The sequence below is a fragment of the Shewanella sp. Shew256 genome, assembly GCF_002196695.1.
GTDB classification, from domain to species: domain Bacteria; phylum Pseudomonadota; class Gammaproteobacteria; order Enterobacterales; family Shewanellaceae; genus Shewanella; species Shewanella mangrovisoli.
The window spans coordinates 1-23667 of record NZ_NAJR01000011.1 but is presented as its reverse complement, the minus strand read 5'-3'; the positions used below and the strand labels follow the sequence as shown (position 1 = coordinate 23667).

The window sequence follows — 23667 nt, the reverse complement described above, 5'->3', positions numbered from 1 at the left end:
CTTTATTACTGGGTGACAGACTCATGCGTGAGTGATGGCAAGCGTAGCCTGAAATGGCGCTAACAAAAAGGCCCATCATGGGCCTTTTGTGATTCAACTGATATTTACATATCGCAGGGCTTGAGTGGTTTACGCAATTGCGCGCGCACGTTATCCATGCCGGCGTAGAACTCTTTCATCATTAACAGGCCCATCATCTTGCCGTTATCTGTGATGATCAGATTATCGGGATCGGTGGGATCGTTCTTGATGGCGCCAATCAGCTTCATCGAGGTCATTTCCTTAAACAGCGCTGTGTCTAAGTTAACGCCAAAGGTCTCGCGGAAATATTTGCGCGATAGACGGCCTGAGAACATCCCCAGCAGGAAGCGATACTGCATCACATCCTTTTTACTGTAGTTTTTCTGTTGCTCGACGCCCATCTTGCCGGCGGCGATCCGCTCTTGGTACTTACGCAGCGAGAAAGTGTTGACGTATAAAGTGTCATTCAGGAAGCTAAATGAACCTGAACCCACCCCTAAATACTCATCGTAGTCGATCACATATTCGTCAAAGCCTTCGTCGTTCGCCTTACCAAATGCCCATGCAGACAACTGATTATATTGACCATTTAAACTGTTTAAAATTTGGCGATATTGGTTGGCCATATCCGCCTGTGGCGCTGCCAGTTTACCCTTAACACTCTTACGCGTTTGGTGCGTGATCATCAGCGGATAGGTGGTGATCTGTCTTGGGTCGAGGCGCGAGGCCATGTCTAAGTCGTGCTGGATCACTTCATCGGTTTGACCGCGGAAGCCAAAAATCAGGTCGACGTTGATAATGGGGAACAGCTCCTTGGCCGCCATGATCTTGTCGAAGGTTTGCTGACCAGTGCCGAATTTTTCGAGGCGGTCGGTCATTTTTAAAATATCGTCGTTAAAGCTTTGTACGCCGATGGACATGCGATCCACTAAGCCCTTGAGCTGCTTAAAGCCTGGGCTATCTAAATGCTGTGGGTCCGATTCACAAGACACTTCTTTAATGCTTGGGAAGAGGGTCTTGGCATGCTCAATGGTGCGGGCGAGTTCGTCTTCTAACACTGTAGTAGTGCCGCCGCCAATGTACATAGATTCAAAGTCATAGCCTAAGGCTTTGACCATCTCCATCTCTTTACGCAGAGAGATAAAGTAAGCGCGCGCCTTGTCTTCCTTAAACATAAAACGGTGGAAGGTACAGTATGAACACAAGGTATGGCAGAAGGGCACATGGGCATAAAGCATGTACTTTTTACCTTCGACCGGGGCGGGCATGATGTCGGCAGAGAGCGTATCGAGGCGAAGATTCTTATCGACATAATACTGCATGACTCGTTCCATCGAGCTGAGCATCCAGTTAGGGACGGTAATATTCGCTTGATAAGGCGTTGCGATCGCGCCATTGAGCGTTTGAATAACTGAAGACATAACGATTCCTATCTGAGAGTGCTAACCGTAAACACCGAAATTGCTTTAGGTAATTCACGACCACCTAGCGCAATTAGACTACCTCGTATGGAGTAAGCAAAACGTGAACTGGTTATAAGTTACGGTTTCCTAACAAGGAAATCACTGGCTTTTTGTTAAGCAGATCATGTTTTAGTAATTGTAGATGCATATTTACTGAGGTTTTTGGGCCTTTGTTATTGAATTTGAGCGATTAACTTTAGTGCTCAATCGAAAGACTGAAATGATAAAAAGTTGAGCTTCTTACTTGTGGGCATTTTGACTTGTACTGAGAGTATCTGGCTGTCATTATCCCTGCGGACATGGCTTTATCTCACCAAACCGCCTGAAATCTCGGAGGATCCCCATTGGTTAATATCAACCGCTTTTTTCCGCTATTTGCCTTACTCGGGGCGGGTACGGCGTATTTGATGCCCGCGTGGTTTAGCGGATTGAAAACCAGCATAGTGCCGTTGCTGGTGGTGATTATGTTATCCATGGGATTGACCTTAGATTTGCGGGATTTTGCCAATGCATTCAAGCAGAAGAGCGCCGTTATCACTGGCTTAATCTTACAATTTACCCTAATGCCCTTAAGTGCCTTAGCCATTAGTTTGCTGTTAGGGCTAAATCGTGAATTGACCATAGGCATGGTGCTGGTGGGGAGCGTGGCGGGTGGCACGGCATCGAACGTGATCTGCTATTTGGCCAAGGGTGATGTCGCCTTATCCATCACTATGACGGCGTTATCCACCTTAGTGGGTGTGGTGCTCACGCCGTTGATTATTGAGCTATTAATCGGTGAGATGGTCGCCATTCCTTTAATAGATATGTTAGTCAGCCTCGTTAAAATCGTGCTTATCCCTGTAACTGTGGGTGTGGTACTGAATCATTTCTTTAAACCGCAGGTGGCTAAATTTGCCCCCGCATTACCTATCATTTCTATCGTGGCGATAGTGCTGGCCATCAGCATTATTGTGGCCCTAAATGCGGGCCAATTTTCGCAGGTAGGGCCTGTGATTTTACTCGCGGTGTTTCTACATAATGGTTTGGGGCTTTCTTTGGGGTATATCTGCTGCCGCTTGCTCGGCTTTAGCCATACAGTGTGTAAAACCATTTCGATTGAGGTGGGGTTGCAAAACTCAGGTCTTGCGACCGCACTATGCATCAAGTTTTTTAGCCCGCTCTCCGCCGTCCCCAGCGCCATTTTCTCGATTTGGCATAACCTCTCAGGTGCCCTGCTGGCAGGATATTGGGCGAGCTTAGAGCAAGATCCAGATGGGGTGAAAACCATCACCAAATAGTGGGAAACGATAGCAGCTTATTAATAGGTTGAAGCAACGTATATCTTAATGTCGTAGATGAAATATATGAGTGTTTTATTGATAAGTGAGTATGTGGTCGCTCACTCATAAATGTGCATCACTTAATTAGTATCAACTTATACTGGCCGATTAACTTGTTGTTAAATTATGGATACTTGTTGTTAACTTTAATTAATTCGGTAAAGTAGCAGGCGAATTAAAAATATGATCTGTTTTTGCTAGTTTAGGGAACGAATATGACCGCAAAAGGAATCTGTCTATTACTTGGCAGCACACTAGTTTTATCTGCTTGTGGCGGGGGAGGTGGCGACTCTACAACGCCCACATCACCGACCAATCCTCCTCCGACAACAACTTTTAAAGTTGCTGATTACCCGACGGAAGTTGCTGTCACTTCGCTATCGCTAGCGGAGAGTGTTTTGCAAGTTGGTTTTTTTGCTAATGACATCTTACGCAATTTCGATATCGAGGCTAATGGCGCTGAAAAGTCGTGCTCTAATGGCGGTTTAGCGACGATTGAGTTGATTGATAAGGATGACTCAAAAGGCATTTCTGTCGGCGATAGTCTTAATATGTCCTATCGTGATTGTTACATTCAAGCACTCGACAGTACTGTGAATGGCGAAGGTTCATTAACGCTATCTGAATATCAACAGGGCACTAAGGCAAAGGGGTCGATTGATATTTCTAATCTGCAGGTTAATGGAGATGATAACTTTAATTTGGTTGGTCAAATGTTGTTCGAAAATAACATTTCGCCGCTGCAAAGACAGTTGAACATTCAAAGCAAAAGCACTGTCAAATTAATTGTAAATAGTAATTCGGCGTTAAGTTTTACCAATCTCTCTTTAACGAGAATGGAAAACTTTTCCGATGCAACTTATGCGATTAGTGGTAAAGGCCAGATTTCGGTCGCACAATTTAATAATGGCTTTGGTTTTGAGTTTACTAAACCATTGAAAGGACATTTTAACGAATTTCCCCATGAAGGCTCGATTGTCGCCAGTACATCAGCTCAGGACTCAGTTCAAATGACGAGTAACTTCGTTACTGACTCTAAAATGCTCAATGTGAATACTGCTAAAGAAGCTTACATGGTTTATTGGAGTCAAATTGTTGAGGGAAGTTTGTGGCATCTTGAAGGTGGAAAATCCAACTCATCATTTGAGTTCCGCTCTGACAACTTTAACTATGTTGGCATGATTGAAGATCAGGATTTACAAGCATTTCCTGTGTCCGGCGGGACGATTCGATTACTCATGTCACGCCCTATCAAAGACCAAGTTTACGAAAGTTCTTTTGATGAGGATTCATGGCCATACAGAAAAGTTGCAGCCAAAATTAGCGTGAATGGTGCGATATTAAACATCACGCCAGAGACAGATTTAAAGGCGAATACGGTATATCGCTTTAATGGTGTTTTGCTTGAAAGCAAATTTGGAGCAGTGGCGAATACCATGTGGTCTGAACGTTTTAAAACCAGTGATGCAATCATTATCGATGTGGCTGCAAGTAGCTATTTATATAAAGCCAACGACACGCCAAAGCTCGATGCTTCACAAACCGTCATGAATAAAGGTAGTGCGCTGACATTTAAGTGGGTAGATGTGAATAATGTCGGTATTGTTTTTTCAAATCCAACCAGTGCCAAGACAGGTTTTACCGTTCCAAATGAAGTGACATCTGATGTCGAGATAAAGTTAGAAGTGTCCAATGGACAGGGATACCAAGTATTCCGAACTTTAACGATTCACTATTACGCTGGCAGTGATACATTCATGCACTATGTGAGCCCGCAAGGCGACTACATTGGTGGTGGGAAAACAGTGATTATGGATTCGAGCAGTGCAGTGTTCACGCCAACGAATTACGACAACAGCTTAAATGCAATCACCTTATCTATTGACGGAAATACTTGGTGGAGCTTTGATATTGCTGCACCCGCTGGCGAAAACCTGCAAGTGAAGAAATATATCAATGCTACTCGTTATCCGTTTCAAGGCCCCTTGACGGCAGGTTTGTCATTTACGGGTGATGGCCGTGGCTGCAATCAAAGTATCGGAGATTTTGAGGTGCTTGAGTTGAGTTATAATGCTGATAAATCTGTCAAATCTCTAGCAGTTAACTTTAATCAGCGTTGTGAAAATACCATGCCGCCTTTAAATGGAGTGATTCGTTATCACTCTGCGGTGGGAATTAACCACTAATCGATTATGAAGGCACCTTAGGGTGCCTTTATTTTTTTGATGTATTTAATGGCTCATTATGAATGAAGTGTACGAGTGCAGAGATTGTGATGTTGTCATTAATATCTGTTCAGCCCTTAATCGAAAATGGCCTAACATCTTGCGATATTAGGCCATGGTAACGACTTAGCTGACTCGAGTTAGAGTCTAAAATGCGAGACTACGCCTGCTAACTGTTCTTTAGTGGCGGCCAAAGAGGTCGCGCTATTGAGGGTCGCTTTACCACTTTGATTTAACTCTTCAACCATTTCGCGAATGGTATTCAAGTTACGATTAATCTCTTCACTCACGGCGCTTTGTTCTTCGGCGGCGGTCGCGATTTGATTACTCAATCCATTGATATCAAATACATAGGTCGTTAAGGTTTCAAGGCTTTCAGTGACGAGAGTGGTGGTGTCCGCTGCGTCTTGGCAACTTTTTTTAGTCTCATCCATCGCATTAACGGCACTGTTAGCACCCGTGCGCAGGCGTTCTAACATTTGATTGATTTCGGCCGTGCTCGCTTGGGTGCGAGCGGCGAGGGCGCGTACTTCGTCGGCGACGACGGCAAAGCCTCGACCTTGTTCACCGGCGCGGGCGGCTTCGATGGCGGCGTTAAGGGCGAGTAAGTTGGTTTGGTCGGCGATATCTCCAATCACATCTAAGATGGTGGCGATATGGCGGGTGTTTTCATTCATTTCCGCGATGGTGTGAGCGGCAGTGTCGACCTTACCAACCAAGGCGACGACAGTATTTGCCGCCTGTTCGACAGCCTTTTTCGACTTATCAGCCTGTTCATTCGCCTGTTGGGTAAAGCGTGCGGCGGAGGCGGCATCACCAGCCACGTTATGGGCGGTTGCACTCATTTCGGTCATGGCGGTAACCACTTGGTCGGTTTCTACCGCGTGGGTTTGCAATGCGTGGCTATTGGCATTGGACTGCACATTCAACTGACCAATTTGATCTGACATATGTTCAGAGGCCTGGGCAATATCGGAAATCATATGGCGCAAGTGGTCAATTACCCGGTCAAGATCGGCGCCAAGCGCACAGAGTTCGTTTTGACCACTGATTTGAGTCTTCTGGGTGAGATCGCCATCGGCAAGGTGCTCTACAACACGCTTGATTTGATTAACGATATTGACCAAACGTCTGCTCATAAACAGGGCGCTTAGTAAAGAAGCGACTATTGCGATCAGGATTAAACCAAGGAGCAAAGCCTCGGTGGCATTGACTTTGTCTTCGGCCTGTTTGCCTAGTTCATGGTTGCGTTGGGTGATCAATTTGACTAATTGATTGATCTCATTGCTCACTTTGGGCCCAAGTGCACCACGTTCTGACGTGAGTTCAGGTTCGGTGCCCGTTTGTTTGGCGAAGGCTAACTCCTGCTGATAGAGACGCACATATTGCTCTATTTGCGGTAATAGCGTGCGGATCGTTCTAGCATCTTGCCCCATAAAATCGGTGTTAAATTCTGCGAGTTGCTCGACAAGTTGCCGAACATTGCGTTGCTGCAAGCTGATGGCGTCGCTGTTATGGACTAAGGTGGCTAAGCGCAACTCGAAGAAAGACTCACGCACATTGGTGAAGGTTTCGGCGAGCTTGGTATTGTTGACGAGTCGACTGCTGGTGTTATTGAGTTCAGCAAAGCCCCGATAGGAGGAAATGCCGATAATGATCAATAAAATACTCGCAAACACTGAGGGCAGCGCCGTCAATGTGCTGGTTTTTGCATTGTTAAACATGGTGGCCTACTGGGGTATCAATCAAGAAGGGGTGTAATTAAATTACACATCGTGGCCATTTTAACGCTTGGATTTCACTCGTCGCAAGGCGATATTTTGAACGCAATATCTATAACGCTATGTTTTTAAATACGTTGTTTTTGGTGTGTTAACTGTGGATGGCGTACTGGTTGCTAGGTGTTATGTAAGTTAAATTCATTACATTTGCAGGTTATTGATTTTATTGCGAAAGTTGTTTTGCGAGCGAGTGCTCTTCTACAGTGCATTAACAGGCTAAACAGCCATTGTGAAGCGGATCGCAAAAGTCACAAATGTTTTAAGTTGTATCGTTAACATTTGTCTGTGCGTTCAAAATAAAACACCCCAGCAGTCGCCCTGCTAGGGTGTTTAATCAGTCAGCGAATCGCTTACTCTTTATATTTGAGTGTGCCGTTGGCTTTGATTTCGTCGTACCACAGGTTGTGGTGTTGGGTTGCCCAGTTTTCATCACAATAACCAGACACCATACACTCCATACCGCCTTCAGACATTACCGTTGCCATGAATATATGCACGATAGAGAAGGCGCAGATCACGATAGCGCTCACTGAGTGCAATACCAGCGCGATTAAGCTTAAGGTGCGACTTGGTTCGAAAAGATTTGGGAACAGTAACAACATGCCCGAGGCTGAAATCACTAATCCAAACAGGGCAAAGGCCCAGAACCACATTTTTTCACCGGCGTTAGCAAAACCTGCGTCAGGGTGCTTACCTTTGAAGGGACCAAAGTTGATGTAACCACCCACAACGAGGAACCACTTCACGTCGTACATTTTTGGCAGCTGGTTCTTCGCCCATAACACTGTCATCAATGCCCAGCCGATCATAAACGGAATCGCCATCACATCGTGGATTTGCTTGGCGCCATAGACGATGGCTTCCCAGATGCCTTCGCCCAACCAAGGTTGGAAGAAGAAACGACCCGCTAACAAAGTTAAGCCCGTTAGAATCAGCATTAAGCACGGGATCGCGCCTAACCAGTGGATTGAAACGTCAAACTTTGACCAGCGATACACTAGCTTGCCCGAAAAACCATGGTGTAGCTTGGAGATGCCGTTCACCTTGATAAATAAGACAAAGATAATGATCATGCCGAATAACGCCGCCATTAAGGCCGGTGCTAACCAGTCGCTACGCAGCTCCAGCACACGCAGATCATAGGTATTGATCGGTTGTGCGTGGAACTCGCTTTGGGAGGTAGTGTATCCCGTGGCGCCGTCCTTCAGCTGTGCCCAAATTTGGGCATCAGAGGCTTGAGGTTGGAGCGCCTGTTCATCACCACCATTGGCTAGACACACGGCACTAAACAGCAGTGCTATGGCTAAACCTATGTGTTTGAACCATTTGTTCATCATACATCCTCTCTCGCTTAGTGGCGCCTGCTAGCAGACGCCAAGCTAAGTCTGTGGACAGATCCTGTGACCTGAATTAATTCCAAGCCGCGTTTTTAGCGCCACGGTAAGCCACACGCTCACGGAAGATGCTAGAAACCACTTCTGCATCACCCGCTAACAGGGCCTTAGTCGCACAGAGCTCTGCGCACATTGGCAGTTTGCCTTCGGCAATACGGTTTGAACCGTACTTCTGGCGCTCTGCCTCTGAGTGGTTTTCTTCTGGGCCGCCGGCACAGAAGGTACATTTATCCATCTTACCGCGGCTACCAAAGGCACCTTTTTTCGGGAACTGTGGTGCGCCAAATGGACAGGCGTACAAGCAGTAACCGCAACCAATACAGGCATCTTTGTTGTGTAGCACAATGCCGTCTTCGGTTCTGTAAAAGCAGTTTGCTGGGCAAACCGCCATACATGGCGCGTCTGAGCAATGCATACAGGCGACAGAGATTGAAGCTTCACCGGGTTGACCATCGTTGATAGTCACGACGCGGCGGCGTTGGATACCCCACTCGAGAGCGGAATCGTTTTCGTTTTTACATGCGGTGACACAGCCGTTACATTCGATGCAGCGCTTGGTATCACACAAAAATTTCATTGTAGCCATAGTGGCAATTCTCCTAGCTTAAGCTGCACTTACGCTTTAACGATCTGACAGAGCGACGCTTTGGTTTCCTGCATTTGAGTCACAGGGTCATAACCATAGGTCAGTGCCGTGTTAGCGGATTCACCGATAACGTAAGGCACAGTGCCCTCAGGGTAGTTAGGCGCTAAGCTTTCACCGTGCATCACACCCGCAAAGTGGTATGGCATAAAGGTCACACCTGGTTTAACGCGTGGCGTTACCAGAGCTTGTACTTTAATGCGGCCACCTTCGGCGCCCTCTAACCACACAAACTCACCGTTGCGGATACCGCGATCGGCTGCGTCACCTGGGTTGATTTCAACAAACATTTCCTGTTGAAGCTCAGCCAGCCATGGGTTAGAACGAGATTCTTCACCACCACCTTCGTATTCCACTAAACGGCCAGAGGTCAGTACCAGTGGGTACTTGCCACTGAAGTCTTTCTCTTGGATTGACTTGTACAGTGTTGGCAGACGATGAACTTGCATATCGTCGTAGGTTGGGTATTTAGCCACTAAGTCACGGCGTGCTGTGTATAACGGCTCGCGGTGAACTGGCACTTGGTCTGGGAAAGTCCAAACAATACAGCGGGCTTTCGCGTTACCAAATGGAATACAACCGTGCTTGATAGCGACGCGCACGATACCGCCTGATAAGTCGGTCTTCCAGTTGCGACCTTCGGCTTCGGCTTTTTCTTCCGCAGTCAGGTCATCCCACCAACCGAGTTGCTTCAGCAGCTTATCGGTAAATTCTGGGTAACCATCTTGGATCTCGGCACCTTTAGAGAAAGAGCCTTCAGCCAGCAGGTTTTTACCATTGTATTCAACGCCATAACGAGCACGGAAGTTACCGCCGCCGTCTTTGACGTGTTTAGATTGGTTATACAGAATTTGGGTACCAGGGTGTTTAGCTTCTGGTGTGCCCCAACATGGCCAAGGTAAACCGTAGGTTTCGCCCTTCGCTGGGCCGCCGGCGGCTTCGAGCGTCTTGTTGCTGAAAGTACCCCAGTTTTGGGTGTGCAGCTTGATACGCTCAGGGCTTTGGCCTGTCATACCGATGGTCCACATGCCGCGGTTGATTTCGCGGGTGATTTCTTCGATAACAGGTAAGCCGTTTTCTTTGGCGATGCGTTTAGTGTACTGCTCGGCGATACCGAGTTTTTGCGCTAAACGGTACATGATTTCGATGTCGGTTTTTGACTCGAATAAAGGTTGGATAACCTGCTCACGCCATTGGATAGAACGGCCTGAGTTAGACACTGAACCTTGAGTTTCAAACTGAGTCGCAGCAGGTAACAGATACACGCCATTCTTACGACGGTGCATCACACCCGCCATCGTTGGGAATGGGTCGACAACCACGACTGTGTCCATCTTGTCTAAGGCATCACGAACTTCACGTTGACGGGTTTCAGTGTTGACCGATTGACCCCAGAAGAAGGCCATACGGATGTTGTCTTTCTGTGCCAGCTTGCTCTTGTCTTCTAACACGCCATCGTGCCAGCGAGAACAAGGAATACCTGGGGTGGTCATTGGATCTTTGCCTAAGTAGGCGTTTTGATCGAAGCGGCTCTTCACCCACTCCATATCCAGATCCCACACATGGGTCCAGTGAGTCCAAGCGGCTGAGGTTAAACCGTAGTAACCAGGCAGGTTATCGAACAGCAGACCTAAGTCGGTCGCGCCCTGTACGTTGTCGTGGCCACGGAAAATGTTAGTACCGCCGCCAGAAACGCCCATGTTGCCTAAGGCTAATTGCAGAATACAGTAAGCACGGGTGTTAGCGTTACCAACGTGGTGTTGAGTACCACCCATACACCAAATCACAGTACCTGGACGATTTTCTGCCATCAGTTTTGCGGCTTGATAAACCACTTCTTCGCTCACGCCAGTGATATCCGCCACTTCTTTAGGTGGGAATTTTTTCACTTCTTCGCGGATGGTTTCCATCTCGAATACGCGCTGTTGGATAAAGGTTTTATCTTCCCAACCGTTTTCGAAAATGTGCCATAACATACCGTAGATAAAGGGAATGTCGGTACCTGGGCGAATCGCGCAGTGCAGATCTGAGTGCGCCGCAGTGCGAGAGAAACGTGGGTCAACAACGATGATTTTCGCGTTGTTTTTCTCTTTGGCGATCAGAATGTGTTGCATTGATACTGGATGCGCTTCCGCTGGGTTTGCCCCGATCAGGAAGATAGCATTGGCATTCTGAATGTCGTTGAAAGAGTTAGTTTGCGCACCGTAACCCCAAGTGTTAGCAACACCGGCTACCGTGGTAGAGTGACAAATACGAGCAGAGTGGTCGACGTTGTTTGTGCCCCACATGGCCGCCAGTTTGCGGTACATATAGCAGCCTTCGTTAGAGAACTTAGCGCTACCCATGAAGTACACAGAGTCTGGGCCAGATTCTTTACGAATGTTGAGCATTTGGTCGCCCACTTCGTTAATCGCATCTTCCCAAGAGATTTTTTTCCACTTGCCATCAACCAATTTCATTGGGTATTTCAGGCGTTTTTCACCGTGGCCATGCTCACGCAGTGCAGCACCTTTCGCGCAGTGACCGCCGGCATTGAATGGGTGATCGAATGCGGGTTCTTGACCTGTCCACACACCATTTTGCACTTCGGCATACAGACCACAACCCACAGCACAGGCACTACAAATCGTACGTTTAACTTCGATCGGCGCGTCGTGTGGTACATCTTTGGCTTCTGCGCGGCGCATCATGCCAGTACCCAACAGAGAAGCGGCTGCGATACCACCGGTAGTAATACCTGCTTGCTTCATAAATTGACGACGGCTAATGCCTAACGTCGGTTTGTCGGCCACTTGGGCGACATCGGACTTGCGAGTTAACTTCATCGCTGACTTCTCCTAGATTAGCTACGCAGGCTATCGTAATAGCTGATAATGTGCGCAGTTTCGTGGTAACCCTTAGGCTCTTTGGTTGTTACCTTGCTGCTCTCGCTGGCTTGGGCAGCGCTCATGCCGGTAGCGGCAATTGCGGCGCCGGCAACGCTGCCAACGGTGAGTGCTTTAAGCAAAGAACGGCGAGATAAATCGCTAGGTTGTTGCTTCATGCTGACTCCTGAATGAGGGGTTATGGTTCTTGGATGGCGCGACTTTTCGAGGGAGTTAACTTGTTATCAAAAAGTGAAGATTAGAGGTGGAAAAGATAATGAAATCATCTTGCTTGCCGTTAATCATCGCGCGTGAGGGCAATATAGTAGGAAAAGATTGAGTAGGATTTGATCTAGAACAGTTTGCAGCCGGACAGGCAGGCGTGCTGATGCAAAAGCGTTAACTCGCTCATGGTTTCAGCACTTGTGTGAACACGCAAAAATGGGTCGATTTTCGGATAAAAATGAAACGCTTGTTAATGAGTTGTTGTTTGGGGTCTAGGTGAAAAAACACCCCGCAGTGCGAGGTGTTTTTATTGGGGTAAAGCTTCAGGCTTTAGTTAGTCTTTATAACGCAGACTGCCGTTGGCTTTGATTTCGTCATACCACAAATTGTGGTGCTGGATTGCCCAGTTCTCATCACAATAGCCTGACTTCATACATTCCATACCGCCTTCACTGAGTACGGTCGCCATCCAGATATGCACTATGGTAAAGGCAATCAGGATAACGGCACTGATCGAGTGGATCAGCAGCGCGCCCATTGAGGCTTCACGGGGTAGATCTAAGCCGGGTAATACCAACATGATGCCAGACACACTGATAAACAGTCCGAAGAGGGTCAGTGTCCAGAACCACATTTTTTCACCGGCGTTAGCAAAACCACTGTCAGGGTGTTTGCCTTTGAATGGGCCAAAGTTGATATAGCCACCGACCACTAAGAACCATTTAAGATCGTACATCTTAAAGGTTTGTAGCGGCATCCATTTCACCACGCAGACAATCCACGCCATGATAAAGATGGGACCAGCCCAGTCGTGCACGGTTTTACTGCCGTAGATCAGCGGTGCCCAGATGTCCGGCCCTAGCAGCTCTTGCACAACATGCTTACCGAGCATAATGGTTAAGCCGGTAAACATCAGCGTGAGACAGCTAATTGCCATGATCCAGTGGATCCACAGATCCGCCTTAGACCAACGTGCCACCATCTTGCCTGAAAAGCCGTGGCTGAGTCTTGAAGGACCATTCACCAAGTAAAACAGTAAGAAAGCACCAAACACACCCGTTACAGCCAAGGCCATAATCGGGGTGATGTATTGGTTTCTCAGTTCTTTACCTTGGTTGCCGGCAACGTTAATCAACACCCCAGTTTCGACCCCTTTAGCCGTGGTATAGCCAGTTTCACCCGACTTTACCGCGCGCCACAGATCGGCTTCGCTGGTTTGCGCTTTCGCCTGTTGTTGACTCGATTGCTGATCACTTGCCTGTACTGGGCTTGCGCTCATTACTGAACTTAGGCCCAATCCCATCACGAGTACCATCAGAGCAAACAGACTGCGCAGTGATTTGTTTAACTGTTTGTTTAACATTTTCACTCCTTGCCAGAGGTTAGGGATGACTCCCTAACCTTCACTCTGTTTAGTTAATCTCACCGGTCTTTGGGTTGTAGCCCCAAATCACGTTAGGATTGCCTCGAGAGGCCATACGTTGACGGTAGATGTTTGATACCACTTCCGCATCACCCGCAAGCAGCGCTTTGGTTGAACAAAGCTCAGCACACATAGGTAGCTTGCCTTCAGCAATACGGTTGGCACCGTACTTTTTATGCTCGGCTTCGGAGAAGGTTTCTTCTGGGCCACCGGCACAGAAAGTACACTTGTCCATTTTACCGCGGCTACCGAAGGCGGTTTTCTTCGGAAATTGTGGTGCACCAAACGGACAGGCATAGAAGCAGTAGCCACAACCGATACAGGTATCTTTGTTGTGTAGCACAATGCCATCGTCGGTACGGTAGAAACAATCTGCCGGACATACGGCCATGCAAGGAGCGTCGGTACAGTGCATACATGCGACTGAAATCGATGCTTCACCCGGTTGACCATCGTTAATCGTCACCACGCGGCGACGTTGAATACCCCACTCAAGCGCGGAGTCGTTCTCGTTTTTACATGCTGTGACGCAGCCGTTACACTCGATGCAGCGTTTGGTGTCACACAAAAATTTCATGACTGCCATAATGGCTTATCTCCTCATCAAGTAGGTTAGGCTTTGCTAACTTGGCAAAGGCTGGACTTAGTTTCTTGCATCTGAGTCACAACGTCATAGCCGTAAGTTAAAATGGTGTTTGCCGATTCACCTTGTACATAAGGTACTGTACCTTCTGGGTAATTCTTCGCGAGGTTTTCACCTTCGAAGATACCTGCGAAGTGGTACGGCATAAAACATTCACCCGGAACAACCCGTGGTGTCACCATTGCCTTCACTGTGATCTTGGCGCCTTCAGGGCTATGAACAAAGACATTGTCACCGTCACGGATACCGCGGTCAGCAGCGTCTGCCGGGTTCATTTCGATAAACATTTCTTGTTGTAGCTCGGCCAACCAAGGGTTAGAACGAGATTCTTCACCACCACCTTCGTATTCCACTAAACGACCCGAGGTCAGTGTCAGTGGGAAGCCTTGGGTAAAGTCCTTATCCTGAATTGACTTATACAGCGTCGGTAGACGAGCAACCATACGGTCTTCGTAGGTTGGGTACTTAGCGACTAAGTCACGACGAGGAGTGTAGAGTGGCTCGCGGTGCAGCGGGATATCGTCTGGGAAAGTCCACACGATACAACGTGCCTTCGCGTTACCGAAAGGAATACAGCCGTGCTTGATTGCAACACGTTGGATACCGCCAGACAGGTCTGTCTTCCAGTTTTTGCCTTCGGCGTATTTTTTCTCTTCTTCGGTTAAATCATCCCACCAACCCAATTGCTTGAGCATGTCGGCGGTAAACTCAGGATAACCATCTTGAATTTCACTGCCTTTGGAGAATGAACCGTCGGCAAGAATGCTGACGCCATTGTGTTCAACACCATAACGGGCACGGAAAGTACCGCCACCGTCTTTCACTTCTTTAGATTGATCGTAAAGAATTTGGGTACCAGGGTGTTTCATTTCTGGTGTACCCCAGCATGGCCAAGGTAAGCCGTAAACTTCACCTTTAGCTGGGCCGCCCGGTGCGGTCAGGCTGTTTACATCGAAAGTGCCCCAGTTTTCTTGGTGCATTTTCAAACGTTCTGGGCTTTGACCTGTGTAACCGACGGTCCACATACCTTTGTTGAATTCGCGAGTCACATCTTCAATCAATGGCTCTTCGCCATTGACTTGGATGTGCTTACAGAATTCTTTTTCGATACCCAGCTTTTTCGCCAGTTTGTACATGATCACGTGGTCAGGCAGAGACTCAAACAGTGGCTCAATGACTTTAGAGCGCCATTGAATCGAACGGTTAGTGGCAGACACTGAGCCGTAGGTTTCAAATTGGGTCGCCGCTGGGAGCAGATATACCCCATCTTTACGCTGGTGCATAACACCGGCCATCGTTGGGATTGGGTCGACAACGACCACAGTATCTAACTTGTTCAGCGCTTCACGCACTTCACGGCCACGGGTTTCGGTGTTAACTGATTGACCCCAGAAGAACGCCAGACGGATATTGTCCTTCTGCGCGATCTTGGTTTTATCTTCTAGCACACCGTCGTGCCAGCGAGAGCAGGGGATACCCGTTGAGGTTTGTGGGGTTTGACCTAAGTATTCGCCTTGGTCGAAACGGCCAGCAACCCATTTCGGATCTAAGTCCCAAACGCCAGACCAGTGCGCCCAAGCGCCTGAGGTTAAGCCGTAGTAACCGGGTAAGTTGTCGAATAACAGACCAAAGTCCGTTGCACCTTGCACGTTATCGTGACCACGGAAAATGTTGGTACCGCCGCCAGATACACCCATGTTGCCCAGTGCTAACTGTAAAATACAGTATGAACGGGTGTTGGCGTTACCGACGTGGTGCTGAGTACCGCCCATACACCATACGATGGTGCCTGGTTTGGTTTCGGCTAACATTTTTGCGATACGATACATTTGCGCCTTAGGCACGCCTGCAACGTTTTCGACTTCCTCAGGGGTATATTTTTTCACTTCATCGCGAATACGTTCCATGCCGTAAACACGTTGATTGATGAACTCTTTATCTTCCCAGCCGTTTTCAAAAATGTGCCATAACAGACCATAGATGAAGGGGATATCGGTACCTGGGCGGATATGCACGTACTCGTCAGACTTGGCTGCAGTACGGGTGAAACGTGGGTCAACAACGATGATCTTAGCGCCGCGCTCTTTTGCCACCAGAATGTGTTGCATGGCGACAGGGTGTGCTTCACTTGGGTTTGAACCCACGAACATGATGCACTTAGAGTTGCGGATATCATTTAACGAGTTGGTTTGCGCACCGTAGCCCCAAGTGTTAGCAACACCGGCTACCGTGGTAGAGTGACAAATACGGGCTGAGTGGTCGACGTTGTTTGTGCCCCACAGTGCCGCGAGTTTGCGATATAAATAAGCCTGTTCGTTAGAGAACTTAGCACTACCCATAAAGTAGATAGAGTCTGGACCCGATTCTTGACGAATCGCCGTCATTTTATCGCCTACTTCATTGATCGCTTGTTCCCAAGAGATCTTCTTCCACTTACCGCCTTCTAACTTCATTGGGTATTTCAGGCGTTTTTCACCGTGGCCGTGTTCACGCAGTGCAGCCCCTTTCGCGCAGTGGCCGCCTTGGTTAAATGGATGATCGAACGCGGGTTCTTGACCTGTCCACACACCGTTTTGCACTTCAGCATAGATACCACAACCCACTGCGCAGTGAGAGCAAATGGTACGTTTGACTTCAGTCGGTGCATTATGGGGGATATGTTCCTGCGCTTGTGCTTTACGCATCATACCTGTGCCAAGCATAGACGCGGCGGCGATACCACCAGTGGCAAGACCTGCAGATTTTAAGAATTGGCGACGATTAAGACCGAGGGCGGGCACTTTTGGCTCGACGACTTGGTCTGTTTTGCGGGTTAATCGCATCACACACACTCCTCTGGTTAGTTGTTCAACGACGCATAGTAGTTACGGATATGGTCGGTTTCGCGATAGTTGTCACTCTTAGGTTCGCTTGGGGCAACTGTTGGGGTGGCAGCCAGAGCTTGGCTACTGACAGTCGCAACCGCGCCAGCCGCACTGCCGAGTGCCAATGCTTTGAGCAATTGACGACGGCCCATGTCGGAAGCTTGCTTCTTCATAGTGTCTCCTTGTGTTACTGGGTGAGGTGATGCATACCACGACCACCTCGGTTACTGTGGAAGCCTAAGCTTCCTTTTTGTGGCAAAGGTGAACCTTAAGTCCACCTTTGCCTATCAAACTAAAACGCGATAGGCACTGAATCTGCGTATCGCCAACCGTTTTAAGTTTAGTTCATTAATTCCACTTGTTTTTCTAAATCGCTGGCGGCGGGTTGTAGCTCCGCACTTCCGGGGCAATTGACGGGAATGTCTAAACTCAGTTGCTCAAATTCGGTGGCTTCCATCTCGAAAAATGCCTTCGCAAGATGGGCGACCGTGGCATAAAACGCCGCGCTCGGGGCTTTGCTGACGGCGTCGCAGAAGCGCTGAATCCAACTGCCGATGTGGCGTTGATAGAATGCCAATTGACGGTAGCCTGGCGCTTCTAGGATCAAGATGCCCATGACTTCGCACAGAGCGGCCACATGATCCTCTGGCTCTTTGACGTTTTCTTCACGTTCAAACCCTAATTGCATTAAGTCGTTACGCAATAATGCCAGCGGTTTATCCATCAGTGAGCCCGTCATAAACCAACTGCCATAGGGCAGGATTTCGCCACAACCCACACCGAGGAACAGGGCAAAATACTCATCTTCTAATTGTTCACTGCTGAACTGCTGGGCGGCCAATTGCAGGGATAACCAAGCCTTGGTCATCTCATTGTCTTCATTGGCATCGATTTCAAGATTGGCCAAAAATTGCAGCAGTTCAGGGCTTGGATGGCGACGCAACAGGGCGGCCAACAGTTGATAGATATCGGCTCTCAACTGATCGTTTTCTGATACTTGTCTTACTGATTCGGTCATAGCGGATCTCTTATCGCAGTTGCTTTTCAGGATCTTGAAGAATGTCTTCAAACATGTCTTTTACCCGGCAATCGCCACACATTTTCAGTCGTTCAATATTGGCTGAGAATGCGCTGTGCGCGCCGACCATATCCAGCATCCGATGCACCATAGATTGGGTCGCAAAAGGAGAGCCGCAGCGAATACATTCGAATGGGGCTTCTTCTTTCAGGGTTTGTAATTGCTGACGAGCAGCTTTATCAAAGTTAATTTGTGGTGTCAGGCTGATGACCTTTTCAGGACACGCCGCCTCACATAAGCCACATTGAACACAGTTTTGCTCAATAAAGTGTAGTGCAGGTTTGTCGCCACCATCTTGCAATGCCATGGTGGGGCAAATCGCCACGCAGGACATACACAGAGTACATTTCTCGACATTGACGCTGACTTTGCCGTAGGGGACGTTGTTGATACTCAAACAACTGTTGATTTCACCCGCTTGGCTGTTTAGATGGTCAATCGCATCAAACAGAGTGTTACGTTTGGTGGTCGATGCAAAAGCGCCCGGCACAATCACCGGCCAATCGAGGCTAATATCGAGCAGCGGCTCTAAATTCGCCAGCATGCTTGGGTCGATAAGGCTCAGGCGCTGCGGTTGGCCGATTTCATCTAACATGCTGTTGGCTAAAGCGAGTTCACCTTTCAACATTTGCGTGAGTGTGGGGGCTGTCGCCTCGGTATTGAGGATTAACACTTGGCGTGCGCCCCAAGCCAGAGCAGCTAACCAATGGTCAATGCTGGCAACTGTGATTTCTTCTAGGGCTACGGGGAGCACATCCCCGGCTAAGTCGTCACCTATCAAGCTAGCGCCAACCGCGTTGTCGTGGAATAGGATCACGGGGGCGGTTTGGGCTTGTTCACGGTAACGGTTGATAATCTTATTCAGGTAAGAATGCAGTGCCTGTGGCGTCGGTAAGTCGTAACCAATCGCACCCGTCGGGCAGGCACTCGCACAGCTACCTGCGCCGTGACAGAGGTAAGGATCGACCTCAATTTTCTTGGCGACACTGCTAATCGCATCGGCGGGGCAGAAGTTGAGGCAACGGTTACAGCCGTTGATGCCATTACGGTCATGGGCGCATAGGTCGGCATTGATTTTAACGTAACGGGGTTTATCAAACTGGCCCACCAGTTCGGGCAGTTGCTCCAGCGCATCGGCCAGTTTGGCTTGGTCTTGACCGACATAGAAATAGCCCGGCGGCAGCATTTCTAAATTCAAGCAAGGTGTGCTGCTTAAATCGAGGATCAAATCAAAATGAGGTTTACGAATGGCGACAACACTCAATTCCGCCGCGCCATTTTGATGCTCAACGCTGATTTGGAATTGACCTAAAAATCCTTTAATGCCAATGAGTTTGTTGTAGTAGCTTTCGACATCCGTCGCCGCAGCCATCACCTGTTCAAGGTGGGTTTCATCTTGGCTGGTAATCGCTTCGTTAGCCAAAATCACACGGCTCGCCATAGTGGACAATTTGTCCGCCGCGAGGCGTGCCAGATCCTCAGGGCCAATAATTAGCACTGTGCCTTCAGTGGTGTAGCTCACTGTTGGCGGGATCAGATTCTGTAAAATCTGCGTTTGGGCTAACACATTTTGCCGCGCTTGTTTTAGCGCAAGCTGGGTTTGATTGGTCATCAAATGAGTGCTCACATTGCGTTCCTGAACAGTACTTTGGCTGCTCTTTTATAGCTGTTTTGCTGCAGATTTAGGCGGTAATTTGAGACTAAGTCCTTGCCTTTTCTGCTTTTATCTAAGTTTTTATCCCTTAGTACAGCAATTCACATACCAAAGTTATGGACATAAAAATTAGCTAAACTGACATTAAACAACTGGCTTTTGCATCTGAGCGACCGGCTCTGGTGCATTTTGGGGTAGGTCATCAGTCTCCCCATCCAAATTGTCCGTGATCTGAGTGTTTGCTAATTCGGTTTCGACATCACTGTTTTTTGATTCCATTGCATTTTCTGTATTCACCACCGCGTCGCTGGGGATTGAGGTCGGATCTTCGTCTGACTCTTCATTCTCTTTGGTGATAAAACGGAATACTTTTTGGGCTAGCTCGGCGGAGACCTCAGGCGTCAGCTTTGGCTGATTGCTGTAGTCGAGCGCATATTCCAAGAGACCATCTATCTCATTGAAATGTGGCTGTTTCCACAAGGCTCGTAGCGCCGCTGTTTTGGCCGCTGGGTCAACATTGGCTCCCATAAACTTAGCAAAGCTGCCGCCAATCTCAATTTCTTCGGGATTGGGCAGTTCTTCCGCAGTGAGGAGGCGGTTGGGATCCTCATCGGTTTGTGGGAGGGTATCCTGAGGTTCAGAAGTCGGTGCTGTTGCCGCAATCACCGTTGGCTCAACAGGAGGATTTAAGTTTGCTTCCGCGGTTTTTTCGGCCGTTTGAGCTGCAAGTGCGGCTTCTTCGGCGGCGACCTGCTCACGGCGCTGGCTCCAACGGCTAAAAAAGCCGTTAGCCTTTGGGGTTGAGTCAGCCATTAGTCCCTCCGCAATGGGTCGCGGCTAGGGCCTTGGTTTTTACGGTGGTCGACATGCTTGCGACGATAAGCGGCGATTTCAACTTCGCCGTATTGGGTGATAAAGGCTTCAATCCAGCAGGCGATCGCCTCTGGCATCAGCATGTTGATAACGGGGGTGTTGCCTTCAAGGCAGCCTGCCGCCACGTTTTGATCCGCCGAGAGTAGCGCGGGTACCCAAGTGCCATCTGCCATTTCATCGCAGACCAAGTACAGCATGGCATTATCCATGTCGAGGTTGATGCGATAACTGGCGCGCTCGTCTTTGTGCAGTTCGAGCAGTACTAAGGTTGCGCCTTCGGGGGCTTCGTGGGTGGCGGGCAGTAGATGATCGATTTCCCATTGTACTGAGGTCCAACGGCCCATTTGTTTCTCTACTTTTTTGAGCGAAACGTACATTGGCCAAACACTAGTGGTATGTTGCATTGTCTCTCCGTTTCAGCCGAGAGGGGCGAACCTGAGCGAACGGTTCTCTTTCCCCTACTGATTGCGATAAAAGGTCACTGCAATATTAATGCCATTAAACAGGGGGTATTTGTTTGAGGTGGATCATCAAAATAAGGGTAAATTTAGGACATTTTGTCTAATGTGTCATTTTGTCTGGGACATTTACGCCCACTGGAATATTCATAATTGCGACGGATCACGCATTTAGCCCAGAGTTTCATACCTAGGTATAAATATTGCTATGCTGATGCCATCACACGTAAAGCGGTAACATTATGATTTCTGATAATAGTTCTAATATTGCTCAGCAAGCACAGCCCAATGACCACCCATCGCCAGCGAAACCAGCCTTCACTTTTGTGAAAACCCTGGCTGAAGTGCCGTTAACGATTGCCGTCAAAGCCGTAGACGAATCGGGTGAAGTGATCGATAAGCATGTTGCCTGTGAGCGACCTTTAACGGTTTACCTGAACTGGCGTCCGATTGTGACCCTGATGACCTTAGGAGCTAAACCCGAGTCGCTTGCGTTAGGCTATCTTAAAAATCAAGGCTTTATTTCCGATGTTAGCCAGTTGGACTCAGTGATTGTCGATTGGGATGTGAACTCCGCCGCCGTGTTAACCCGCGAGCAAACTGCCGATATCGAGCAAAAATTATCAGAAAAAACCGTGACTTCAGGCTGTGGCCAAGGAACAGTTTATGGCAGTTTTATGCAGGATTTAGATGATATCCAGCTGCCCACACCAAGCCTGAAGCAAAGTACGCTCTACAGTTTGCTTAAAAATATCAATGAATATAATGACACTTATAAGAATGCCGGCGCCGTTCATGGCTGTGGTGTCTGCGAAAACGACCAAATTCTTGCCTTCGTAGAAGATGTCGGGCGCCACAATGCCGTTGACACCTTAGCGGGTGATATGTGGTTGGCTCAGGATCGGGGCGATAACAAGATTTTCTATACCACGGGGCGACTCACCTCGGAGATGGTGATCAAGGTTGCCAAGATGGGGATCCCCGTATTGCTATCGCGCAGTGGCGTGACGCAAATGGGGCTAGAGCTTGCGCAGCAGCTGGGTATCACCATTATTGCCCGAGCGAAAGGGCGCCACTTTTTGATCTATCACGGTAGTGAAAATATTGAATTTGATGCGAATACCGTTGCAGGCAAATAAGCTGCTCACGATGGTATCGGTTGAATTTAGAAAAGATAGGACGACAAGGACATAAGATGACATCCGCCAGTGAATTGATTTACATGAGCGCGAAGCAGGTTGCTGAGTATTTAGATCTGAACGAGAAGAAAGTCTACGCTATGGCGAATGACCGAATTCTGCCTGCAACGAAAATCACCGGTAAATGGTTATTCCCTAAGGTTCTAATTGACCGCTGGGTGATGGACTCCTGCCACAGCGGTATGTTAACCGACCGGCTCTTGATCACTGGCAGCGATGATCCTCTGCTTTCTATGTTAGTGGCGCGCTTGATGGCACAGGTGGGGAGCCGTGAACTAATCAGTTACAGCGCAACGGGCTCGCGCCTCGGGTTAGAGCTATTAGCAAAGGGCTATGCCGACGTCTGTACTCTGCACTGGGGGAGCATGGAGGATAGGAATATCCGTCATCCAGCCTTACTTAAAGGTTATCAGAACCACCAACAATGGATCATGGTGCATGGTTATTCCCGTCAGCAAGGCTTGATCATGCGTACCGATATGCACCACAGATGCCAAGAAGAGGATAAGGTGCTCACCTTACCCTGGCGTTGGGTCAGTCGCCAAGGTGGCGCTGGTAGTCAGCAACATCTAGAACAATGGCTATTAAAGCAAGGGGCACGTTTAGATCAACTCAATGTGGTGCTAACGGCCTATAGCGAGCGTGAGCTTGCAGGATATATAGCACGGGGTGATGCCGACATAGGTTTCGGTTGCCAATCCGTTGCCTTAGAGAGCGGCTTAAGCTTCGTGCCACTCGTTAAAGAGTCCTTCGACTTTGTGATGCCGCAAAGCATTTACTTTCGCAGACAACTGCAACAGCTCTTTACTATGTTGAGTAGCGGGCATACGCGCCAAATGGCCTCGTTATTAGGTGGGTACGATCTTACCGATTGCGGCCAGTTACTGTGGAGTGCTAACTAACACCACAAGTAAGCGCGCGTTGCGCGACCTTGTACTTTATATAGCTATATAAGTATAAGGTCGCGACTTCCTCTATTTAGCTTTTCCATCCTCATTGCCGAATTTCATCTTTATTCCTTCTTTAATATTGCAACCATGCGTCTGTATTGAGTGATAAATCGTTTCTCTTAGCGATTTTGAGCGGCACTCAGCGGTGATAAATACAGCGATTGTGGATAACTCTGGGCATAACTCGTGGGTAGCTTGTGCCTAGATTGGGTGTAAAAAGGCATTTGAAAAATAATGCAAAAAACTTCAAAAAAGCCCTTGCACAAAAAGTTCTGCTGCCTATAATGCGCATCCACTGATACGGCAGACAGCGAAAGCGAATGCGGTATCAGTGAGAATCGAATGCAAAATGTGCACTTGGTTCGAAAGCTTCAAGAAGTTTGCAAAAACGCCTTGACGCGACTGGGGAAATGCGTAGAATACGCAGCCCTGACCCGCTGAGCGGTAACGCGAAGTGAATGGTCAAATGCTCTTTAACAATCTAAACAAGAAATCTGTGTGGACACTCACAGGTGTTGAGTTAATCGAAATTACTCTGCCGTTTGGCGAGTAATCAAAATTTAAATCAATGAATGAGTGTTCATAGC

The 23667-nt window shown here is 48.3% G+C and carries 18 protein-coding genes; 4 read left to right on the top strand and 14 right to left on the bottom strand.

Annotated features, from left to right (window positions below):
* Window positions 1–104: 104 nt before the first annotated feature.
* Window positions 105–1442 carry a coproporphyrinogen III oxidase family protein gene (locus B5P39_RS17635; RefSeq protein WP_088212454.1) on the bottom strand — a complete coding sequence of 446 codons (1338 nt, stop codon included), beginning with the start codon at window positions 1440–1442 and terminating at the stop codon, window positions 105–107.
* 386 nt (window positions 1443–1828) lie between these two features.
* Here B5P39_RS17635 and B5P39_RS17630 point away from each other — a divergent pair, with 386 nt between their 5' ends.
* On the top strand, window positions 1829–2764 hold the full coding sequence (locus B5P39_RS17630) for a bile acid:sodium symporter family protein (protein ID WP_088212453.1): 936 nt from the start codon (window positions 1829–1831) through the stop codon (window positions 2762–2764).
* A 257-nt stretch (window positions 2765–3021) separates the two neighbouring features.
* The gene (locus B5P39_RS17625) at window positions 3022–4992 is read left to right on the top strand and encodes a hypothetical protein (protein ID WP_140418337.1); all 1971 of its coding nucleotides are present in this window, start codon (window positions 3022–3024) and stop codon (window positions 4990–4992) included.
* A gap of 179 nt (window positions 4993–5171) precedes the next feature.
* Here the strand turns inward: B5P39_RS17625 and B5P39_RS17620 are convergent, their stop codons facing one another.
* The 13 genes from B5P39_RS17620 to B5P39_RS17560 form a co-directional block, all read right to left on the bottom strand.
* Window positions 5172–6755 (bottom strand): methyl-accepting chemotaxis protein, encoded by a 1584-nt coding sequence (locus B5P39_RS17620; RefSeq protein WP_088212451.1) that lies wholly within the window; start codon window positions 6753–6755, stop codon window positions 5172–5174.
* Window positions 6756–7162: 407 nt separating this feature from the next.
* Entirely contained in the window at window positions 7163–8146 is a 984-nt protein-coding gene (locus tag B5P39_RS17615) for a formate dehydrogenase subunit gamma (RefSeq protein WP_086903566.1), read from the bottom strand.
* A 76-nt stretch (window positions 8147–8222) separates the two neighbouring features.
* A complete protein-coding gene (gene fdh3B, locus B5P39_RS17610; protein ID WP_011627524.1) occupies window positions 8223–8792 on the bottom strand; it encodes a formate dehydrogenase FDH3 subunit beta in 570 nt (189 codons plus the stop codon).
* Window positions 8793–8821: 29 nt separating this feature from the next.
* Complete coding sequence (locus tag B5P39_RS17605) at window positions 8822–11674, bottom strand: molybdopterin-dependent oxidoreductase (RefSeq protein ID WP_023265398.1); 2853 nt, start codon at window positions 11672–11674, stop codon at window positions 8822–8824.
* Window positions 11675–11691: 17 nt separating this feature from the next.
* Window positions 11692–11892 (bottom strand): twin-arginine translocation signal domain-containing protein, encoded by a 201-nt coding sequence (locus tag B5P39_RS17600; RefSeq protein WP_011624444.1) that lies wholly within the window; start codon window positions 11890–11892, stop codon window positions 11692–11694.
* Window positions 11893–12272: 380 nt separating this feature from the next.
* Window positions 12273–13301, bottom strand: coding sequence for a formate dehydrogenase subunit gamma (locus B5P39_RS17595; RefSeq protein WP_088212450.1), 1029 nt, complete (start codon window positions 13299–13301; stop codon window positions 12273–12275).
* Between the two features lie 49 nt (window positions 13302–13350).
* The gene (fdh3B, locus tag B5P39_RS17590; RefSeq protein ID WP_007651894.1) at window positions 13351–13947 is read right to left on the bottom strand and encodes a formate dehydrogenase FDH3 subunit beta; all 597 of its coding nucleotides are present in this window, start codon (window positions 13945–13947) and stop codon (window positions 13351–13353) included.
* A gap of 26 nt (window positions 13948–13973) precedes the next feature.
* On the bottom strand, window positions 13974–16826 hold the full coding sequence (locus tag B5P39_RS17585; RefSeq protein ID WP_088212449.1) for a molybdopterin-dependent oxidoreductase: 2853 nt from the start codon (window positions 16824–16826) through the stop codon (window positions 13974–13976).
* Window positions 16827–16843: 17 nt separating this feature from the next.
* On the bottom strand, window positions 16844–17041 hold the full coding sequence (locus B5P39_RS17580; RefSeq protein ID WP_011074127.1) for a twin-arginine translocation signal domain-containing protein: 198 nt from the start codon (window positions 17039–17041) through the stop codon (window positions 16844–16846).
* Between the two features lie 167 nt (window positions 17042–17208).
* Window positions 17209–17886 (bottom strand): TorD/DmsD family molecular chaperone, encoded by a 678-nt coding sequence (locus B5P39_RS17575; protein WP_088212448.1) that lies wholly within the window; start codon window positions 17884–17886, stop codon window positions 17209–17211.
* A 10-nt stretch (window positions 17887–17896) separates the two neighbouring features.
* Entirely contained in the window at window positions 17897–19558 is a 1662-nt protein-coding gene (locus B5P39_RS17570; protein ID WP_176399996.1) for a 4Fe-4S binding protein, read from the bottom strand.
* Window positions 19559–19744: 186 nt separating this feature from the next.
* Entirely contained in the window at window positions 19745–20413 is a 669-nt protein-coding gene (locus B5P39_RS17565) for a DUF3306 domain-containing protein (protein WP_088212446.1), read from the bottom strand.
* Complete coding sequence (locus B5P39_RS17560; RefSeq protein ID WP_011718638.1) at window positions 20413–20877, bottom strand: DUF3305 domain-containing protein; 465 nt, start codon at window positions 20875–20877, stop codon at window positions 20413–20415. Before B5P39_RS17560 ends, B5P39_RS17565 begins: the two co-directional genes overlap by 1 nt.
* A gap of 296 nt (window positions 20878–21173) precedes the next feature.
* Here B5P39_RS17560 and B5P39_RS17555 point away from each other — a divergent pair, with 296 nt between their 5' ends.
* Both B5P39_RS17555 and B5P39_RS17550 read left to right on the top strand, forming a co-directional pair.
* Window positions 21174–22070, top strand: coding sequence for a formate dehydrogenase accessory sulfurtransferase FdhD (locus B5P39_RS17555; RefSeq protein ID WP_088212445.1), 897 nt, complete (start codon window positions 21174–21176; stop codon window positions 22068–22070).
* Between the two features lie 56 nt (window positions 22071–22126).
* Window positions 22127–23032, top strand: coding sequence for a helix-turn-helix transcriptional regulator (locus B5P39_RS17550; RefSeq protein ID WP_011718636.1), 906 nt, complete (start codon window positions 22127–22129; stop codon window positions 23030–23032).
* Window positions 23033–23667 lie beyond the last annotated feature (635 nt).

Excerpts from the sequence above, each read along its gene's own strand:
- B5P39_RS17635 (WP_088212454.1), bottom strand. The coding sequence starts at position 1,442 with ATGTCTTCAGTTATTCAAACGCTCAATGGCGCGATCGCAACGCCTTAT.
- B5P39_RS17625 (WP_140418337.1), top strand. The coding sequence starts at position 3,022 with ATGACCGCAAAAGGAATCTGTCTATTACTTGGCAGCACACTAGTTTTA.
- B5P39_RS17620 (WP_088212451.1), bottom strand. The coding sequence starts at position 6,755 with ATGTTTAACAATGCAAAAACCAGCACATTGACGGCGCTGCCCTCAGTG.
- B5P39_RS17615 (WP_086903566.1), bottom strand. The coding sequence starts at position 8,146 with ATGAACAAATGGTTCAAACACATAGGTTTAGCCATAGCACTGCTGTTT.
- fdh3B (WP_011627524.1), bottom strand. The coding sequence starts at position 8,792 with ATGGCTACAATGAAATTTTTGTGTGATACCAAGCGCTGCATCGAATGT.
- B5P39_RS17605 (WP_023265398.1), bottom strand. The coding sequence starts at position 11,674 with ATGAAGTTAACTCGCAAGTCCGATGTCGCCCAAGTGGCCGACAAACCG.
- B5P39_RS17600 (WP_011624444.1), bottom strand. The coding sequence starts at position 11,892 with ATGAAGCAACAACCTAGCGATTTATCTCGCCGTTCTTTGCTTAAAGCA.
- B5P39_RS17595 (WP_088212450.1), bottom strand. The coding sequence starts at position 13,301 with ATGTTAAACAAACAGTTAAACAAATCACTGCGCAGTCTGTTTGCTCTG.
- fdh3B (WP_007651894.1), bottom strand. The coding sequence starts at position 13,947 with ATGGCAGTCATGAAATTTTTGTGTGACACCAAACGCTGCATCGAGTGT.
- B5P39_RS17585 (WP_088212449.1), bottom strand. The coding sequence starts at position 16,826 with ATGCGATTAACCCGCAAAACAGACCAAGTCGTCGAGCCAAAAGTGCCC.
- B5P39_RS17580 (WP_011074127.1), bottom strand. The coding sequence starts at position 17,041 with ATGAAGAAGCAAGCTTCCGACATGGGCCGTCGTCAATTGCTCAAAGCA.
- B5P39_RS17575 (WP_088212448.1), bottom strand. The coding sequence starts at position 17,886 with ATGACCGAATCAGTAAGACAAGTATCAGAAAACGATCAGTTGAGAGCC.
- B5P39_RS17570 (WP_176399996.1), bottom strand. The coding sequence starts at position 19,558 with ATGACCAATCAAACCCAGCTTGCGCTAAAACAAGCGCGGCAAAATGTG.
- B5P39_RS17565 (WP_088212446.1), bottom strand. The coding sequence starts at position 20,413 with ATGGCTGACTCAACCCCAAAGGCTAACGGCTTTTTTAGCCGTTGGAGC.
- B5P39_RS17560 (WP_011718638.1), bottom strand. The coding sequence starts at position 20,877 with ATGCAACATACCACTAGTGTTTGGCCAATGTACGTTTCGCTCAAAAAA.
- B5P39_RS17555 (WP_088212445.1), top strand. The coding sequence starts at position 21,174 with ATGATTTCTGATAATAGTTCTAATATTGCTCAGCAAGCACAGCCCAAT.
- B5P39_RS17550 (WP_011718636.1), top strand. The coding sequence starts at position 22,127 with ATGACATCCGCCAGTGAATTGATTTACATGAGCGCGAAGCAGGTTGCT.